This window comes from Exiguobacterium sp. H66 (assembly GCF_018618705.1).
GTDB classification, from domain to species: domain Bacteria; phylum Bacillota; class Bacilli; order Exiguobacteriales; family Exiguobacteriaceae; genus Exiguobacterium_A; species Exiguobacterium_A oxidotolerans.
The window spans coordinates 479,802-497,909 of sequence record NZ_JACSMQ010000002.1 but is presented as its reverse complement, the minus strand read 5'-3'; the positions used below and the strand labels follow the sequence as shown (position 1 = coordinate 497,909).

Genomic DNA, 18,108 nt, shown 5'->3' with positions numbered 1-18,108 from the left:
AAGCATAGCATGATGGGCGGATGTATTCTAGATATAATGACTATATCGTTAGACATACGGTATATAATCTAAAGAGTAAAGAGTGTCCCTACATCGGCACTCAATCTTGTTCAACTCGTAAGGTGTTTGTGAAGTCTATGCATTGACTGCCTATTTAAGGATACTTTTTAATTTTTTGTCATTAAAAAATGAAAATGATTAAAACAAATATTGACTATATTTTGCAAACGATAGGAAATGTATTTTGGCGGTTATGTAAAATTCAATATATGGTATTAAAACGATCTATAAAAAAATTAAACGACTTGATGGAGAAGGAGAAACGAGAGGCAATGATAAAAAGAGGATTTTTGTTTTGGATACTAATTTTATCTTTTTCGATAGGGATACCAATAATCGCAGAGGCAAAAGTAGTACCAACTTTACAGTCTTATCGAGTAGAAGATCAAATTATTAAAGGGAAAGCTGATGTGAATGAACAACTTTATCTATATATAAAGGGGGTTCTTCATTCCGTTCGTACAGATAATAACGGAGACTTCTCTTTAAAGCTATCTAATGCAATTGGTTCATCAAACGTTACTATATTTGTTAAGGATGAATGGGGATATGACGAAAGTCAAGTAACCTATTCACCGAAAAATATTCCGAGTCCGGTAGAGGAAAAAGAAAATATAACTGTGACTTATATTGGTCTAACAGCGGATGACGAATACTATTTGACAACAGCTGCTGATGCAACGATTTATGCACTTTATGAAGGGAAAACCTATTCAGGACAATTTGGTGTGGCAATTCCAAAAGGAACTTCTACAGAAATAAAGGCCTATGCCAAGCGGAACAATGGTGTAAATGGAGAAACGGTTCTATTATCGACGAAATCGACTAGATCAATTCAACTCAATCCATATGATTTTAAAAATAGAAAAATATCGGGTCATGCCTGGCCGTATGCACTTCTTGAGTTAAAAGACGATACTGGATGGACGGGGTTCACCGTCGCTGGAGAAGATGGTACTTTTACAAATGATAGAATATTTTCTGTCAGTGAGCTTCAAGAACAGCACACTATATCCGTCGAAAGTCCGTATGTCCCGATTAAGTCTGTAAGTACTATGATTATTGATAAATATAAACCGACGGAAGATATTCCTTTTTATTTAACTGTCGATACGGTTCATCAAGAAATTGACGGAATGACATTTGCTGAAACAGAGATACGAGTAGACGGTAAAAAATGTACGACTAGTGACAAGTCAGAAAGGTTCGCTTGTCCTATCCTAAATAAGAATGAACCAATCCGCGAAATTGAGTTTCTGAGAGATGGACATTCAATTGGAAAAACATTAGTGGAGCTTGACTCAACTATCGAAGAGTTTCCATTTCAACTCGAGCGACCAGTTACATCGGAGTATCCTATTTTATCAGGAAAAACACTTCCGAATCGTCAGTTTATCGTGACTTATGGGGTAATGACGTTGCCTTTGTCTTCTGACAGTAAAGGAACTTTTTCGTTAGCATTTCCGAAACAGTACACTGGGGAGTTCTCTGTTGCATTACGCTCGTTGAATAATCAGATGTATGATATGAAATCATGGACAATTTTGGATGAACGCTCATTGTTAAAACCTGAAATCTCTACATCTAACGGTTTTATGGTATTAACGAATCGGATGAAAGGTTTACCAGAAATGACTGGTGAAGTGCTGATCGAGCATGAAGATGGAAACATGGATATTCAGCAATTTACTTTCCCGAAACAAGAATATCTAGATAAAGAGCAAACGGTCTTTATTGAAGGTATCAAACCGAATGACCGTTATTATCTGATGCTAAAGACAAGAGAAGAAAAACCGCGAGAAGCACGTTTTGAGGGAGTCTTGCATCCAATTGTTGAGTTAAAACTGGATTCCTTTGGATTGTACGATCAACAACTGACTGGAACAGGGGAACCTGGAACGCATGTTCAGTTAGAAGTTCCACTTGTGTTTACGAATTCGACTATTAGACAGACTTCTATTTTTGAGGGGGATGTCACAGAAAGTGGAACCTTTATCTTAAAGCGTCAATATTCTGATACGTCCAAATCACGCGCCATTGATTACACAGGATGGATTCAAGTCAAAATCACTCGACCGAATTTATCAGATCAATTATCTTATCATATTCCTTTACAAGATGAGTCAAGACCGAATCTTAAAATCAATAAAATTCTCGATAGTGGTACGTATTTTACGTTTCGTTCTGATGATCGATTGACGGGGGTTGAAACGCGGTACTATCAACAAGAAAAGCTCGTCAAGACAGACAAAACTGAGTTTGGATGGAATGCATATTATGAGGTGGTGTGGGATAAGGAAAAGCGCACTACTTTTAAACAAGCAAACATAACACGTATCGAGATGCGGGGAATAAATAATTCTGGTCTTATTTCCGATTGGATATCTGTACCCGTACTAAGTACGAAGATTCCCTTATTAACTGCGAATGAAATCCTATATGGAGATAAAGAGCTTCGAGCAAAGACATCTCCGAATGTTAACGTCAAAGCAATTGTTGGTAACACGACATACGAAAAGCAATCTGATAAGTCAGGACTCGTCGTATTCAAATTAAAAAAGCCTGTTGCAAATGTTAGTAATTCAGTTACATTCGTGACAAAAAGTGAAGCAGGGACAACAAAGAATGTTTATAAAAGTCCGATTGGTTTTCCTGTCAAAGATGTTATCTTAAATGATAAAAAAGACAAACTTTGGTTTGTGACACAAGATTTACGTCTCCCTATAAAACGCTATGAATTGAAGTTGAACGGCACCCCAATCCAGTTAGAGGCAAAGAATTCGAGTTTGTACTCCGTTTATCCATTACCTAAAGCATGGAAGACGCCACTCAAGTTAGAATTAACATTGCGTAATACTGATGGTACAGTCAAATCGACATTCCGAAAAACAATTAAGACGACATATCAAAATAAGAAGGTATCAAGTGTTGTCACATCAACTAAGGCACGCACAATTCAGGGCATTGCACAACCGTATCACCAAATCGTGATTAATGATGAGAATAATTCGAACTTGGCGTATGTTGCTTTATATCAAGAAGGGAACTTTAAAGTGAAGGCATACCATCCGCTAAAAATCGGGAAGAAAATTATAGTTTATTCGAAAGATCCTTTCGGTCAAAAGTCTAGCACTAAAATAACGATTCGAGATGACATTCCACCGAAGACACCGACAATTTCTAAAGTGACAACACGCTCGACAGTGATCACGGGAAAAACTGAAGCAAAGGTGAATGTTTTGATTAAATTTAAGAAAAAAAGCCATTGGCTAAAAGCTGATACGAAAGGGAACTATCGTTTGAAGATATCATCACTCAAAGCAGGTGATACAATTATCGTGTATGCAAAAGATGATGCTGGAAATCAATCGAAGATAGTGAAAGTACACGTTCTGAAGTAATGAATAAGATTTTGGAACTGACAATAAGAATAGTGGAGTCGAAACAAAATGTCAGTTTTTCGAGGTGAGGTCAGGTAGGTTCAGAGAAGGAATATCTAGTGCTTTCTTGATGTACTTGTACCACCACTTATTTTCTCGCGATGGAATGATTCAAAGAACGGAAACAGGGAATCCTTCTACTACTACAACTAGAGGAGGACTATCCATGACCCATTTCGACTATCTCGAGCAGTACCTTAGCACGCACGCGACGTATTCGGCGCTGACGATCAAAGCCTACCGCAGTGATTTACGACAGCTGAAGAGGGCGTGTGTCGAGTGGTCGGTCAAGTCCCTCCAAACGTATTTTGATCATGTCATCGGACAGTATAAACCGGCGACGGCACTGCGGCGGTATCATGCGTTGATGGCACTCGGGAATGAGCTTGTCCGAGTGAAACGACTTAAGGTCAATCCAATGAAACAAGTTCGACCAATCGTCCATCAGCATGTCCGACAACGGGACGGTTATCCGTTGCTCGAAGCCATCGATGTCATCCGGCAAATCAAGCATCCGACGTACCGTCTCTTTTTTGAACTCATCAGCCAAACGGGCCTCCGCTTCATGGAGGCCCGTTTGTTGTCGATCGAGGACATTCAGTTTACGACAGCGACGTTACTCGTCCGGCACGGAAAAGGACGACGCTTGCGGACCGTACCGCTCGGGCGCCATTTGGTCACGAAGCTAAAAGCGTTCATTGGAGATCGCGTGACAGGGTACGTTTTTCGCTCCGTCCGTGGCAAGGCGATCCACGAACAAGGAGCGCGGGTTGCGTTACGCAACCAATCGCTCGCCCGGTCGGGTCATGTACTCCGTCCGCATGATTTACGTGTAGGCTACGCGACCTACCTGTACCAGACGGCAGGCTGTAAGTTACTCGAGATTCAACGCCTGCTCGGACATGCCCGGTCGGAGACGACGGAAGGCTATATCTTGAGCCGGGAGACAAGACTCAGACAAGTCGTCGATGCCTTGTCGGCGTAAGACGGTTGATCGACGAACGGGCGACTTCAGCCGACGGCAAGATGTACTGTTGCGTCGTCTTCGCGTCACTGTGACCAAGGAGCCGCATGACCGTCAGCAAGTCGGTCTGGTGTTCGCGGTAAAGGGTCGTCGCGAAGGTCACCCGGAGGTCGTGCGGACGTAACGTCCGTCCAAGCAACGCTTCGCTCGCCTGCCACAATTGTTTCCGCGTCGTGTCGGGACGTAACCGTCGCCCTTGATTGGTCAGGAACACGTACTCGCCGTCCGGTCGTTCCGTCTCAATGTACCGCAACAGGACGTCCGTCAATTCGTCGTTCAACGGGACGAAACGGGATTTGTCGCCTTTACCGTGGCGGACGAACAGGTGACGCTCCGTAAAATCGAGATCGGCACACGTCAATTGGTGGGCTTCACTGAACCGGAGTCCGGTATGGAGCAGTAAAAAGTAAAACGCATACGTCGCCTCATCGGTCAGCGTGTCGATGACACGACGGGCATCCGGATAGCTGAAGGCCGTCCGTAGTTTCGGACTCGGACGAGCCGGTTTCTTAATCTGCTTGAGAGGATTTTTCGCAAGTGACCGCTCCGCGACGAGGGCATCGAACAAGGTCGCTAAGGCATGAATCCGCCGGGCGACGGTCGTCGGGGCATAGGTCGTGTGAAGCAGTGTGATGTATCTTCGGAGTGACGGAATATCGAGGGCCGTCGCATGACGACAGAGGTGGCGGACGTCCGAACGATAGGCTTTTTTGGTCAGGCGACTGTAGGTGGGGGAAGCCTCAATCAAGGCGAGTAAGCGGTCGAGGTAGAACGTCATCATAGGAGGATACCTTCGACTTTCCGCTTCAAGTCTGACTTGAGGGAGCGCAGACGGGCGTCGGAGTAGCCGAGTGTTCCTTCCGTTCCAGCGATCATTGCCTGAAGGAAGGTGAATTCTTTCGGGGAGAGGGCGTGTTCGAGTTCGTTCAGCAAGTAAGGGAAGGAAACAGTTTGTTGACGAGGCAGTTCCGGCAGGGTTTCGACGGCGACTTCGGTCGTCAGTGTGCGAGTCCGTTTGGCGAGATAGTCGAGCATCGCGCCGCGCGCCCGAATGCGGACGAACGTGATTGATAATTCCTTGCCGGATTCGATGGATGTCCAGAGGCGGAGCAATGCTGCTTGTCGGCATTCATCGTGTTCGTTCGGGTGGATCGAGAGGCGGTGCAGGAGTGAATTAATCAGAGGGAGCCAGTGGTGTAAGGCTTCATTCATGGGAAGGATCCAATCTTTCGGATATGCATATCGAAGGGTATTCCGCGGTAGTTTTAGTATAAGTAGAGTTATCCTCTCTTTTCAAACCGTCTTTTTTGAATCATGCCAACGGTTTTCTGAGCTTTCAAAAGCCGTTCGTCTCGTTTTCCAACTAAATATCGACGATTAACCGAGGAAAAGCCTAGTCCTGTCGCCAGTCGCTTCAGGATAACTCTACTTATCCTCGGGGGTGTTCGGAAAAAAATAAGTTCATCTTTATTCGAAGTGACTTATGGTGAGCAACTAACAACCTACTGACTAATAACAGGATTATCAAAATGGGAAAAATCGTAATTTATGAATGGTTGTTTCAGAACGAGGGTAAAACATAACCATCTCTTAAGGAAACTAAAAAAACATGGAGGCGGAAAAAATGAAGCGACTTGACGGATTTCCAACATCATACTGGCGTACTTCGATTGAACATGAAACGTATCCGAAATTAGAAACAGACAGTACAACGGACATCGTCATCATCGGTGCCGGCATTGCAGGACTCGTCGCAGCGGTCCAGTTGATTGATTCCGGATATGCCGTGACACTGCTTGAAGCGGATCAAGTCGCGAGCGGGACGACCGGGTATACGACGGCAAAAGTCTCATCGCAACACGGTTTGATTTATGATCAATTGATTCAGACAATCGGCCAAGAGAAAGCGCGCCTCTATTTTCAGGCGAATGAAGAGGCGATTGAGTTTTTACGTGAGCAGGTCGAACGACTCGGCATCGACTGCGAGCTTGAGACGCAGGATGCGTACCTGTACGTCGCGTCCTCAAAAGAAAAGGCCAGTCAACTCGAAAAAGAAATCGAAGCCTATGCCCGACTCGGAATGGACGGGGGAGAGGCGACGGCGGAAGTGCAAGCGAAGTTGCCCTATCCGGTTGAAAAAGCAATCGTCTTACGTCATCAAGCCCAGTTCCATCCCGTCAAGTACTTACAAGGACTCGCCCGGTACTTCACGGCAAATGGCGGTAAGTTATATGAACAGACACGAGCCGTGTCGGTCGAGACAAAGCGGACGCCGACCGTCGTCGTTGAGAACGGACGTAAAATCGAAGCGAAAAAGGTCATCGTCGCCTCGCATTTCCCGTTCAATGATTTAAAAGGGCTCTATTTTTCAAAACTCGAAGTCCACCGGTCGTATATCGTCTCCGGCTTCGTCGATGCAACGTTTCCGGACGGTATGTTCATGAGTGCCGATCAACCGAGTCGCTCACTCCGGCATGCAAAGACGGCAGATGGACGAACGCTCGGTTTCTTCGGTGGTGAAAACCATTTGTCGGGACACGAGACGCATACGAAAGCCAATTATCAAACGTTGGCGCAGTTCGCGGAAATCGAGTTCGGGGTTGAAGCAATCGAACAGTTTTGGTCGGCGCAAGATTTGATTTCGCTCGATAAAGTCCCATATGTCGGTCAAATGACGAGTGACGATTCGAACCTGTTCGTCGCAACAGGATTCGCCAAGTGGGGAATGACGAACGGGATCGCGGCAGGTCGTCTCTTAGCCGATCTATTGACCGGGAAATCAAACCGCTACCGGTCCTTGTTCGATCCGAACCGGTCGAAGTTGAGCAAGCAGGATGCGAAACAGTTCGTCAAAAACAATGCCGATGTCGCGCTCGAACTCGTCAAAGGGAAAGTCGCACGTGGCGAGAAAGAGGCGGAAGCGTTAGCACGCGACGAAGGTGGACTTGTCCGCCACGAAGGGAAGACGGTCGGCGGGTACCGGGACGAGACGGGTGAACTGCATCTCGTCAAGACGACCTGTACGCATCTCGGTTGCGACGTCAAGTGGAACGACGGGGAACGGTCATGGGATTGTCCGTGTCATGGCTCGCGGTTCGATTACGAAGGAAATGTGCTCGAAGGGCCAGCCGTTAAGCCGCTGAAAAGAATGTAACGACAGCCACAAGGCTCACGATGCGTCGTGGGCTTTTTGGTCGTATCTTCATCAATTCGAGAATTCCTGCTTTATTTTTTATAACATGTGCTATAATTACCTGGTATAAAAAATATTTAAGCGTATAACTATATCGGTCGGGTCGAGTATCATGTGTATGTTACGAATTCACCGTCACGAACGCCGTTTCCTGGTTTCATTCAAGCACATCATTTCATTAGCGTCGTGAACGCTGTAACCGAATTCGAGGAGGAAGCAACACATGAGTAAAGAAAAAATCGCCCAGCTTCGTAAACATGTCTCGCCGTTTGAAAAGGCAGACATCAAAGCGAGTGTCAGGCAGATGATCAACACGATCCTGCCGTTGCTCGTCGCTTGGTTTCTCGCCTACCAAGCACTCAAAATCTCAGTCTGGCTTGCGGTTCCGCTTGCGATCATCGCAGCCGGGTTCGTCGTCCGGACATTTATCATCTTCCATGACTGTACGCACGGGTCATTCTTCAAAAACAAGAAAGCAAATGCGATCGTCGGGACGATCACAGGAATCTTGACGTTGTTCCCATATGAAAAATGGAAACGCGAGCATTCAATCCACCATGCGTCGAGTGGTAACCTCGATAAACGTGGCGTCGGTGACATTTGGGTCATGACGATCGAAGAGTATGTCGAAGCATCGAAATGGACACGGTTGAAGTATCGTCTCTACCGGAACCCGCTCGTCATGTTCGGTCTCGGACCATTGTTGTTGATTCTCGTCGTCAGCCGCTTCAATCGCAAGGACGCACGGAAAAAAGAACGCATCAACACACACGTCATCAATGCGTCACTCGTCGTCTTATATGCCGTCATGATTTATGTCGTCGGTTGGCAGGCCTTCTTGATCATTCAAGGAACAACGATGTTCACAGCGGGCGTGCTCGGGATTTGGTTGTTCTACGTCCAGCATACGTTCGAAGACTCGTATTTCGAGGATGAAAGCGAATGGGACTACGTCAAAGCGGCGATCGAAGGAAGCTCGTACTACGAGTTGCCGAAAGTCTTACAGTGGGTGACAGGAAACATCGGCTTCCACCACGTCCACCACTTAAGTCCGCGTGTGCCGAACTATCATCTCGAAAAAGCCCACACGGCGACACCCCCCCTTCAAAAAGCAACGACGATCGGCTTGTTCTCGAGTCTTAAGTCGCTTCGTTATAAACTATATGATGCTAAAAATAAAACGTTCGTGACGTTCCGCGAAGTCAAACATCTGTTGCGTGAACCGAAAACATCTATATCCTAAGCAAAGTGCTCACCTGTTAAACGGGTGAGCACTTTTTTGTCTCCGTCTTTAGGCGTAGGTTCCGAGTCGTTTTTCATGGTAAGCTATTCCGATAGTAGAAGGAGGGATGCTACATGCGCCGGATACCGATTGCCTATGTCACAGGAGGCGCCATCCTGTTAGCATTGTTTGGTTTTAGCTCGATGACCTATGAACAACAATCCTTGATTCCATTTTTGACGAACCATGTCCCGCTCGGCTGGGTCGATGCGTTTTCGTTCGTCTCGTTTCATTATGAAGTCCCGATCAGTGTCGCAGCACTCGGACCGGCCGCATTCGTCGAGTTCTTCATCCGCAAAGGGATGCACGCGGGTCTGTTTTTCGTCCTCGGTGTCAGTCTGGTCCACTTGTTGCGGATGCGACGTTATCGCCCGGTCCCCGCTGCCTTTTTTGCTTTTACGACAGCAATGACCGTCGGCGTGCTCGATGAGTTCCATCAACTCTTGACCGGTGGACGGACGCCGCTCGTCGGTGACGTTTTAATTGACGGGAGCGGGGCGTTCGTCGGAATCCTGCTTTACACGGGACTTCGACTTTTCCTGAAGGCGGACCGGATTGTCAAAACGGACTATCAACGAACGAGCTAACCAAAACATCCCCCGTTCCCTCAACAACAGTTGAGAAGACGGGGGATGTTTTGATTCAGTTAAAAGCGTTGGACCCACTCGATTTTGTATTGTGTCCGGCCGTACTCTTTTCGAAGCATGTTGTCTGCTTTTTTGCGGGCGGTCGTGTGATCACTCGCGCGGATGATTAGGCGATCGGTATCGACGATTTCTTCGCGTTCGATGACATGGTATTGGATGGTATATTCTTTGTTGAACAGATTCAGTAATCCCATGACATTCGCTCCCATATTCTTCATTATAGTAGTTATTATATGGTATTTACAAAAGAATGGCAATATAAAAGAGAGACTTTCGTCTCACCCTGTAATAAATAGTATATGGGTCGAATGGTTTATTGATTTTTTTGATTAGAATGACGATAAAGCGTGATGGAATGCGAGGTTGTTCTAAAAATTATTATTTTTGAATCTTTTTTGAAATGAAATCCTGAATCATTTGACTCATTCAGAAAGTTTCATAATCTAAGTGGAAGATATATTTAGATAGTTTGTTTAAGGATTAACAATAATTAACTTGGAATCCGTTTGGGATTATCGGTATGATAGGGAAGAGTGGTGAAGAGGCCATTCGTGAAGAAAGGGGTCGAAGACTGACCATGCACGATATCAATGAAACGAATCAATCAACCCGTCAAAAGGAACCGGTTGTAAGACGCGAGCATGTGTATTTTTGGTTGCTGCTCCTGACGTCAATCGTGACGGCATGCGGCATACTCGTTCTCGTCATCGAATTTCCGATGGTTGGACTGATGATAGTAAGTGGAGTGGTTGTAGTACTCGGACTGGTCGTGATGAGAAAGTGGATCCAGCTGACGGCGTTACGGAGTGAACAAGTTCGTGTGAGTGACGTCTTGTTTTACGATCTTCAATCCCGAGTCGCGCATCAGGCGAAAGAACTCGGACTTTGGCGGATGCCGGAGACCTATTTGATCGACCATCCACAGCTGACGACACCACGAATCGTCTATTTTTTGCAAAAGTATACGCTGTTGCTTCCGGCATCGTACCAGTCGCTTGACGATACCGGTGAATTTTTGATCATCCGAGAACTCGCGCACGTCAAACGGAATCATCTTGAAAAACGTCTTGTCCTCCTGCTCGGAGGCTGGGTGCCCTTTTTACGCGCGGCCTATGTACGTGCCTGTGAGGAAACGGTCGACCGGATGGCGCTTCGGCGGGTCCCGCGTGACGTTGCCGTACGTGGCATCATCAGTTCGACGGTCGGTCGGACGATGGTGGAAAATCTTGATATGAACGTCTACATAACAGAAAAACAAGCAAGGGCATCACTCGCGACAGAAATCGCACAACTGTTTCGGAAGCAACCGGACGTCTTACGGCGTCTACAAGCGACCGGAATCGATGCTGCACATCGGCAGACGATGCGTTGGGTCGTCCGAGGGCTCGTCATGAGCGGAACGCTGGTCGCGCTCTTCGGGCTTGCTGTCGTCGGTCGACAAGTCCCGCAACTGTTTGCTGACTTGACGACATTCGTCGAACAAGAAGCCGGAATCGAGCAGGACTTAGGTGAAACGGAACTGATGGCGGCGATTCAAAAGGGGACGCTCGAGGAAATCGAACAGCTGTTACCGACGAGTGATATGCAGGCCGTCGATGCTGACGGTGATACGGCCCTGCATTACCTCGGATACCGAAAGTCGAGTAAGGGGCTTGAAGGTGTGTTTGACGCCTTGATTAAAGCCGGCAGCGACGTCGATGCGATCAACGACTTCGGGGAGCGACCATTCATCACGGCCGTCTACAGTAACAATCAGGAACTCGTCGCCTTGTACTTGAAGCAAGGTGAGAAAATTGATCAGCAAGATGAGGACGGCTATACGCCGCTCCACCATGCCGTTGAAGGTGAAGGCAAGCAGACGGTCAAGCTGTTGCTTGAGAAAGGGGCCGACCCGACGATTAAGAACGAGGACGGCTATACACCGTTAATGCTTGCGGAAGAATATGAACTCGACGACATCATTCTTTTACTGAAACAAAATGTACCGCAAACGTTATGAAAAAAGACGCTCTCCCGGTAAAGGGAAAGCGTCTTTTCGTTGTGTCTTATCTCTTATTTGAGCATCGTTGCTGTATCGACGATGCGTCCTTCAATTTTGTAATCGACTTCTTTAAGTGATGCTGTGAAGTCGCGGAGGTTCTCCCAATCCAAGAGACCGAGATCCGTGACGCGTCCATCTGCATAAGCAGTTGCGAATGGTGTGAGACCGTCGCCGCCCTTCGCAGTGAAAGCGTTCGTCGCGATGACGTACGTCTTCGCAGGATCGATTGCTTCAAGTGTCCCGTTGTTGTCGATCTCCATCTTCGTGACACGTTCACCCTTAACATTTTTGCTGTTGTATTCGAATTTCATACCCGATACATGGAGGAATCCACCGTTTTCGACTGGAGCGACGCCGACGCTGATTTCAAGGAGGTCCTTGATTTCTGCGCCTGTCATTTTCGCAGTCGCGAGTGTGTTACCGAACGGGAGCGTCGTTAAGACTTCACCGACTGTGAGTGGTCCGGCATTGATCGCTGCCCGGATACCACCACCGTTTTGCATCGCGATGACAGCATCTTTGTTGTATTCTTTGGCTTTTTTGAGCATGCCGTCTGTGATCAAGTTACCGAGTGCCGTTTCGCTGTTACGGACACTGACTTCGCCACGCGGGTTGACGAGTTCGTTGACGATGTTCGCCCCGACTTCTTCGTTTTTCAGTTCAGCGATTTGATCCGCATATGGTTTGAGGATTTCGGCAGCTTTCGCGTCTTCTGCTGCTTTAGAGACGTCGATCAGCGAACCACTGTACTCTGTTAATTTCCCTTTGTAGTCGAACGTCAAATCGAGATTTCCGAGGAAATCACCGTATTGATACGCTTGTGCGATGATTGTCGGTTCTGTTTTACCTGGAACGTCTTTTCCGTCGACGACGACTGGCGCTTCAAGTTTCGTATGCGAGTGTCCTCCGACGATGACGTCGATGCCGTCAACGTTACGCGCGAGCAACTGGTCGTTATCGACCGCTTCGTTGTCATCGAAACCGATATGTGTCAACGCGACGATTTTATTGACGCCACGGTCTTCGAATTTTTTGACGGCGGCTTGTGCACTCGCGATGTAGTTCGCGAAAGCGACCGTACCCGGGCTTGAGATTTCAGCTGTTTCTTCTGTCGTTAAGCCGAAGAAACCGATTTTTTGTCCTTTGTATTCTTTAATCACGCCTTGGTAGATATGTCCTTTAGCAGGACTTGTTGTGATCGTCTTCGATTGAAGTCCGGCAAGCAGTTCGTTTTTGCTGAAATCGACGTTCGCCGAGATGAACGGGAACTTCGCGTTCGTGACGAAATCTTTCAGTGCTTGGTGGTTGTCTTGATCTCCGAGATCGAACTCATGGTTACCGAACGTCATCAAGTCGTATTTCATATAGTTCATCAATTCGAGGTCAGCTTGACCACGGAATTTATTGAAGTAGAGCGAGCCTGAGAAGACATCTCCTGCGTCAAGTAAGAGTGATGGTTTACCGTCTGCTTTGTAGCTTGCACGAAGTTCCTTGATGACAGTCGAACGTTTCGCTGCTTTGTCGAGATTTGCGTGAGTATCGTTCGTGTGGAGTAAGCCGATTGAGAAATCGTCCTTATTCATGTCGAGGACATTGATTTTTGCTTTAAGCGTAATCGTTTTACCAAGACGTTTGTATGTTGCGACCGCATATTTAACACCTGACTCATCAGTATCCACTTTCGTCCAGTGGACCGGTTTGTCGTAAACGCGACCTGTTGCATAAAGGACAGCCAGTTTTTTCGGAAGAACCGGTTTTTCACCGACATAGATCGTCTGTTCTTTCACATGATCGACGAACTTGACGGCGTAGTTTTGGACGTGGATTTTCACTTCGATTGGTGATTTTTTCTTACCGTACGTACCTTTGACGGTTTGATAACGATTGAAGATGTGTGTGTCATACTTTTTCCACGTGATTTTGTTGCCCTTGTATGTAGCGGGTAATTTGACCGGGGCACCTTTCGTGAAGACGAGTGACTTGAGTTTGACCGTTTTGACTTTAACATGCGTTGCAGCAGAGACAGTTGTTTGCGCAACCGGCACGATTGCCGATGTCGTCAAGGCGACAGCAACGGCTGCCGCGTAAAGCGGTTTTGATTTGTACATACGTAGAAATCCTCCTTCAAAGTGGGTGTATGAATGCAAGGTCAAAATGCGATCGTTGACCTCTTCTTCTACTATAAGTGTTTTGTAAAACGTTTTGTCGTAAATGTTTTGAAAAATTCGTAAATTCTTAGGTCAGACGATGGGACAACCCATTGGAGAGGTTTACTTGTTAGACTGCAGACACTGAAAATTGACTGAAAAATAAATGATAACGCTTTCATTATATGTCCAATTGATTCAAAAGGGAATAAAAAACTGCGAGAAGTTTATGGCGCATTCCCATTTTTTGATAATTTGTGTCTAGTTTTTAGTGGGTGTCTTTAGTATCATGTAAGGTAATGGACTAACGTGTGAAAGGGTGATCAACTAAAAATGAATGAAGCGATTCGAGGAAGTTTAGTCGTTTTGATCCTCTGTTTGATGATTGCCTTACTCGGATGGGGATTATCTTCACCTCCGACGACGATCGGTAGTATGAATGTAATTGATTTTGAGCTGTCTCCGTTACGTGTCCCAGGGCATCGATGAGGGCAGTTTTTTTGTTGTTTAGAAAGCTACAGTTTAGTGTCGGTTTCCTCAATACATTGACACGATTTTTAACGATGGCTAGAATTGACTAAGTGTATGGTCGTTATCGACGACTTTTAATATGAAAGATTTGTTCAAGCAGAGAGGGGGAATAATCGAATCGGGCAGGCGAGAGGCACTGCTAACGGATCGCATTCGTTTGAAACGATCGCGAATCGAATCCGTCATTTTTGACTGGAAGTAACTGAACTAAAATACATGTACCTCTACGGATCGGAAGGAACTTAACTTATGTTGAAAGAAATGAAAAACATCATCCGCGAACAAGTGGAGAATTTTCCACTGATTCGGCGCCTGGCACGGTACGAAATCAAATCGGCGCACGCGGAGCAACGGCTCGGTCTGTTGTGGGAGCTGCTCAATCCCGGATTACAAATCTTTATTTACTGGTTCGTGTTTGGTGTCGGTCTGAAAGGCAACAAGAACGTTGATGGCGACACGCCGTTCATTGTCTGGCTTCTTTGCGGGATCGTCGTCTGGTTCTTCATCAATGACGCGTTACTCCGGGGTTCGAACTCGATCAACAACCGGCTCGCGATGGTGACGAAGATGCGTTTCCCGATGAGTGCGATTCCGTCGTATGTCATCTTGTCGCGGATGTACCAGCATTTCGCGATGTTATTGATTGTCTTCGTCGTCATCTTGCTTAACGGAATCCCGATGACGTGGAAGCTGCTCCAGTTGCCGTACTACATGGCGGCGACGTACATCTTCGTTTATGCGTTCTCACTTTGTTTCTCGACATTGATTACGCTCGTCAAAGACATTCAACTCTTTTTACAATCGATGATGCGGATGCTCTTTTATTTAACACCGATTCTGTGGAACATTGAACGATTCCCGGACGTCTTACATGGTCTGCTTCGTCTCAACCCGGTCTTCTACCTAGTCGAAGGCTACCGGTCGAGTTTACTGGGCGGCGCCTGGGTCTGGCAGGAATGGCCGACGGGACTTTACTTCTGGAGCGTGACGCTTCTATTGTTCACAGCCGGAACTTACTTACACATTAAGTTCCGTAAATCATTCACCGAGCTTGTTTAAGGGAAGGAAATCGCTATGTCTATGATAAAACTCGAACATGTCACGAAACGGTTTGACATGGTTACGACGACGAAAGAAAAATTTAAGTTGTTATTCAAAAGTAAAAGCAAGAGCGTGAAGACGTTCACGGCACTCCGTGACGTCACGCTCGACATCGGATCAGGAGAAGTCGTCGGTCTCGTCGGCATCAATGGTTCCGGTAAGTCGACGCTATCGAACTTAATCTCCGGTATCATCTATGCGAACGAAGGTGACGTCGAAATCAATGGTGAAGTCGCGATCATCGCTGTCTCGCAAGGACTGAAGAGTGTCTTGACGGGGCGTGAGAACATCCGGCTCAAATGTTTGATGCTCGGGATGGACGACGCGGAAATCGACCGCCGGATGCCCGGCATCATCGATTTTGCGGACATCGGGGACTTCATCGACCAACCGATTAAAAAATATTCGAGCGGGATGAAGTCGCGTCTCGGCTTCGCGATCGCCGTCAACGTCGATGCCGATATCTTGATCGTCGATGAAGCGTTATCGGTCGGGGACCAAACGTTCTATAACCGGTGTATCGATAAGATGAATGAATTCAAGGACGAAGGCAAAACAATCATCTTCGTCAGCCACTCATTGTCACAGATTCGCAACTTCTGTGAACGCGTCATCTGGCTCGAGTACGGTCAAGTCAAACTCGACGGGACGACGAAAGAAGTCGTGCCACAGTATAAGCAGTTTTTGACGTCATACAAGAAACTGTCGAAAGACGAGCAACACCAGTACCGCAAAGATCGCTTAAAGGAACAAGCAGAAAACGCGACACCGCGTAAGCAGAACGTCGATGCTGAAGATACGGTCAAACATCCAGGCTGGATTTTGTCCGGACTCGGGCTGCTCGTACTCGCAGCCGGGAGTGTGATGGTCATCGATGAAACGCCATCATTTGCATCACTGACTGACGCAATCGCCAACCTATTTTAAACACCGACGACCAGTGATACGTTTTGTGTCACTGGTCTTTTTTGACGAGGAAACAGGGAAACGCGAATCAAAAAAAGAAGTAGTACAACGGACAGTACAGCGTAAGACGATTCAGCATAAGGGAGGGCGCGGGATGCAGAAGATTCGAAAAGCCATCATTCCGGCAGCGGGACTCGGAACACGTTTCCTGCCGGCGACGAAAGCGATGCCAAAAGAAATGCTTCCGATTTTGACGAAGCCGACGATTCAGTACATCGTCGAGGAGGCCGTTGCTTCAGGAATCGAACAAATCATCATCGTCTCGGGACGAAACAAACGGGCAATCGAAGACCACTTCGATCATGCACCGGAACTCGAAAACATATTACGGCAAAAAGGGAAGCTCGAGCTATTGAAAGAAGTCGACGCCTCGACGACGATGGCAGAAATCCATTATATCCGGCAAAAGGAACCTAAAGGTCTTGGACATGCGATTTGGAGTGCCCGTCATTTCATTGGGAATGAACCATTCGCCGTCTTACTCGGTGATGATTTGATCGTCGCAGAACGTCCTGGTCTCAAACAATTGATTGATCAGTATGAGACGACAGCGTCCTCCGTCATCGGCGTCCAACAAGTCGCACCGGAGCATACACATCGCTACGGGATCATTGATCCGATTGAACAAATCGGGAATCGGTACCACGTCCGGCAATTCGTCGAAAAACCGCCGCAAGGTACGGCGCCGTCGAACATGGCGATCATCGGGCGATACATTTTGACACCGGCGATCTTTACGTACTTGGAGACGCAACAGGCGGGTTCAGGGGGCGAGATTCAATTGACGGATGCGATTGAACGCTTGAATGGAATTGAGGACGTCTATGCGTATGACATCAAAGGAGAACGGTTTGATGTCGGCGAAAAGATGGGGTACGTCGAGACGACGCTTGCCTTCGCGTTGAAGGACGAAGAGATTCAAGAGGATGTCAAAGCATTACTGAAGAAGTATGTCGCAGAGTGGGAAACTTAAAAAAAGAGGGGGAGCCCCTCTTTTAAACAGTGATTAAGATTGTTTACGTTTGATCCGTATTCAAGTAGGACTTGACGTGAGGGGCTTCGTATTGACGAAAACGCTCGAGTAAGGCTTCAGGTGTCGACTCGACGAGCAGTATCGCTGCATGCTCGGGGATGATGAATCCTTGGGTTTCCATCTGCTTGAACAACGCGATGAGGGGATCGTAGTACCCGTCGATGTTCAAGATGCCGCACGGTTTTTCATGGAGACCGAGCTGGGCCCACGTGAAGACTTCGAAAAATTCTTCCATCGTTCCGGGACCGCCTGGTAAGATGATAAACCCGTCCGCAAGTTCCGCCATCTTTGCTTTTCGGTCATGCATCGAGTCGACGAGGTGGAGTTCTGTCAGGTTCGGATGAGCGATTTCTTTTTCCTGTAAAAAGTGTGGTAACACACCGATGGCTTGTCCGTTCGCGGATAAAATGGCATCTGCGACGGCACCCATCGTTCCGACACGCGAACCACCATACACGAGTCCGTAATCCTGTTTCGCAAGCACCGTGCCGAGCGTCGCGGCGGCTTCCTTAAAAAGCGGTGATGCTCCATCTTTTGAGCCACAAAACACAGCGAGTTTTTTCATGACAATCGTTCCTCCTTCAAGACTGGTCTTTTCTCAACATACCATATCGCCGCGGGAAATTGAAAAGCGACCTCGTCT

The 18,108-nt window shown here is 47.0% G+C and carries 15 protein-coding genes; 10 read left to right on the top strand and 5 right to left on the bottom strand.

Annotation, left to right across the window (positions count from 1 at the left end):
* Positions 1-188: 188 nt before the first annotated feature.
* Positions 189-3,461, top strand: a complete 3,273-nt coding sequence (locus KNP88_RS05770; protein WP_214892765.1) for an Ig-like domain-containing protein — start codon at positions 189-191, stop codon at positions 3,459-3,461.
* Positions 3,462-3,666: 205 nt separating this feature from the next.
* The gene (locus KNP88_RS05765; protein WP_214892763.1) at positions 3,667-4,485 is read left to right on the top strand and encodes a tyrosine-type recombinase/integrase; all 819 of its coding nucleotides are present in this window, start codon (positions 3,667-3,669) and stop codon (positions 4,483-4,485) included.
* Here KNP88_RS05765 and KNP88_RS05760 read toward each other — a convergent pair.
* Positions 4,454-5,305, bottom strand: a complete 852-nt coding sequence (locus KNP88_RS05760; protein ID WP_214892761.1) for a tyrosine-type recombinase/integrase — start codon at positions 5,303-5,305, stop codon at positions 4,454-4,456. The two genes, KNP88_RS05765 and KNP88_RS05760, sit on opposite strands and share 32 nt — an antisense overlap.
* Positions 5,302-5,736: a sigma factor gene (locus tag KNP88_RS05755; protein ID WP_029331656.1), complete on the bottom strand. Its 435-nt coding sequence runs from the start codon at positions 5,734-5,736 to the stop codon at positions 5,302-5,304. The genes KNP88_RS05760 and KNP88_RS05755 overlap by 4 nt, the downstream gene beginning before the upstream one ends.
* A 412-nt stretch (positions 5,737-6,148) precedes the next feature.
* Between KNP88_RS05755 and KNP88_RS05750 the strand changes: the two genes are divergently transcribed.
* The 3 genes from KNP88_RS05750 (at position 6,149) to KNP88_RS05740 (ending at position 9,586) form a co-directional block, all read left to right on the top strand.
* Positions 6,149-7,678, top strand: a complete 1,530-nt coding sequence (locus KNP88_RS05750) for an FAD-dependent oxidoreductase (RefSeq protein WP_214892759.1) — start codon at positions 6,149-6,151, stop codon at positions 7,676-7,678.
* A 262-nt stretch (positions 7,679-7,940) separates the two neighbouring features.
* Positions 7,941-8,960 carry a Delta(5) desaturase DesA gene (gene desA, locus KNP88_RS05745; protein ID WP_214892757.1) on the top strand — a complete coding sequence of 340 codons (1,020 nt, stop codon included), beginning with the start codon at positions 7,941-7,943 and terminating at the stop codon, positions 8,958-8,960.
* A 113-nt stretch (positions 8,961-9,073) separates the two neighbouring features.
* Positions 9,074-9,586 (top strand): VanZ family protein, encoded by a 513-nt coding sequence (locus KNP88_RS05740; protein ID WP_214846223.1) that lies wholly within the window; start codon positions 9,074-9,076, stop codon positions 9,584-9,586.
* 59 nt (positions 9,587-9,645) lie between these two features.
* On the opposite strand, the gene KNP88_RS05735 is transcribed toward KNP88_RS05740, so the two are convergent.
* Positions 9,646-9,840: a hypothetical protein gene (locus KNP88_RS05735; RefSeq protein ID WP_214846221.1), complete on the bottom strand. Its 195-nt coding sequence runs from the start codon at positions 9,838-9,840 to the stop codon at positions 9,646-9,648.
* A gap of 383 nt (positions 9,841-10,223) precedes the next feature.
* On the opposite strand from KNP88_RS05735, the gene KNP88_RS05730 reads away from it, so the two are divergent.
* Positions 10,224-11,645 carry an ankyrin repeat domain-containing protein gene (locus tag KNP88_RS05730; RefSeq protein ID WP_251137136.1) on the top strand — a complete coding sequence of 474 codons (1,422 nt, stop codon included), beginning with the start codon at positions 10,224-10,226 and terminating at the stop codon, positions 11,643-11,645.
* Between the two features lie 53 nt (positions 11,646-11,698).
* Here the strand turns inward: KNP88_RS05730 and KNP88_RS05725 are convergent, their stop codons facing one another.
* Complete coding sequence (locus KNP88_RS05725) at positions 11,699-13,795, bottom strand: 5'-nucleotidase C-terminal domain-containing protein (protein WP_214892755.1); 2,097 nt, start codon at positions 13,793-13,795, stop codon at positions 11,699-11,701.
* A gap of 372 nt (positions 13,796-14,167) precedes the next feature.
* Here KNP88_RS05725 and KNP88_RS05720 point away from each other — a divergent pair, with 372 nt between their 5' ends.
* The 4 genes from KNP88_RS05720 (at position 14,168) to galU (ending at position 17,405) form a co-directional block, all read left to right on the top strand.
* Entirely contained in the window at positions 14,168-14,323 is a 156-nt protein-coding gene (locus tag KNP88_RS05720; RefSeq protein ID WP_214892753.1) for a hypothetical protein, read from the top strand.
* A 291-nt stretch (positions 14,324-14,614) separates the two neighbouring features.
* Complete coding sequence (locus tag KNP88_RS05715; protein ID WP_088837901.1) at positions 14,615-15,424, top strand: ABC transporter permease; 810 nt, start codon at positions 14,615-14,617, stop codon at positions 15,422-15,424.
* Positions 15,425-15,439: 15 nt separating this feature from the next.
* Positions 15,440-16,393, top strand: coding sequence for an ABC transporter ATP-binding protein (locus KNP88_RS05710; RefSeq protein ID WP_159172348.1), 954 nt, complete (start codon positions 15,440-15,442; stop codon positions 16,391-16,393).
* A gap of 133 nt (positions 16,394-16,526) precedes the next feature.
* Positions 16,527-17,405: a UTP--glucose-1-phosphate uridylyltransferase GalU gene (gene galU / locus KNP88_RS05705; RefSeq protein ID WP_088837899.1), complete on the top strand. Its 879-nt coding sequence runs from the start codon at positions 16,527-16,529 to the stop codon at positions 17,403-17,405.
* A gap of 43 nt (positions 17,406-17,448) precedes the next feature.
* On the opposite strand, the gene KNP88_RS05700 is transcribed toward galU, so the two are convergent.
* On the bottom strand, positions 17,449-18,030 hold the full coding sequence (locus KNP88_RS05700) for an LOG family protein (protein WP_214892751.1): 582 nt from the start codon (positions 18,028-18,030) through the stop codon (positions 17,449-17,451).
* Positions 18,031-18,108 lie beyond the last annotated feature (78 nt).

Bases quoted from the DNA above. Each gene is read 5' to 3' on its own strand.
- desA (WP_214892757.1), top strand. From the start codon at position 7,941: ATGAGTAAAGAAAAAATCGCCCAGCTTCGTAAACATGTCTCGCCGTTT.
- KNP88_RS05755 (WP_029331656.1), bottom strand. From the start codon at position 5,736: ATGAATGAAGCCTTACACCACTGGCTCCCTCTGATTAATTCACTCCTG.
- KNP88_RS05715 (WP_088837901.1), top strand. From the start codon at position 14,615: ATGTTGAAAGAAATGAAAAACATCATCCGCGAACAAGTGGAGAATTTT.
- KNP88_RS05735 (WP_214846221.1), bottom strand. From the start codon at position 9,840: ATGGGATTACTGAATCTGTTCAACAAAGAATATACCATCCAATACCAT.
- KNP88_RS05720 (WP_214892753.1), top strand. From the start codon at position 14,168: ATGAATGAAGCGATTCGAGGAAGTTTAGTCGTTTTGATCCTCTGTTTG.
- KNP88_RS05710 (WP_159172348.1), top strand. From the start codon at position 15,440: ATGTCTATGATAAAACTCGAACATGTCACGAAACGGTTTGACATGGTT.
- galU (WP_088837899.1), top strand. From the start codon at position 16,527: ATGCAGAAGATTCGAAAAGCCATCATTCCGGCAGCGGGACTCGGAACA.
- KNP88_RS05725 (WP_214892755.1), bottom strand. From the start codon at position 13,795: ATGTACAAATCAAAACCGCTTTACGCGGCAGCCGTTGCTGTCGCCTTG.
- KNP88_RS05760 (WP_214892761.1), bottom strand. From the start codon at position 5,305: ATGATGACGTTCTACCTCGACCGCTTACTCGCCTTGATTGAGGCTTCC.
- KNP88_RS05750 (WP_214892759.1), top strand. From the start codon at position 6,149: ATGAAGCGACTTGACGGATTTCCAACATCATACTGGCGTACTTCGATT.
- KNP88_RS05770 (WP_214892765.1), top strand. From the start codon at position 189: ATGAAAATGATTAAAACAAATATTGACTATATTTTGCAAACGATAGGA.
- KNP88_RS05740 (WP_214846223.1), top strand. From the start codon at position 9,074: ATGCGCCGGATACCGATTGCCTATGTCACAGGAGGCGCCATCCTGTTA.
- KNP88_RS05765 (WP_214892763.1), top strand. From the start codon at position 3,667: ATGACCCATTTCGACTATCTCGAGCAGTACCTTAGCACGCACGCGACG.
- KNP88_RS05730 (WP_251137136.1), top strand. From the start codon at position 10,224: ATGCACGATATCAATGAAACGAATCAATCAACCCGTCAAAAGGAACCG.
- KNP88_RS05700 (WP_214892751.1), bottom strand. From the start codon at position 18,030: ATGAAAAAACTCGCTGTGTTTTGTGGCTCAAAAGATGGAGCATCACCG.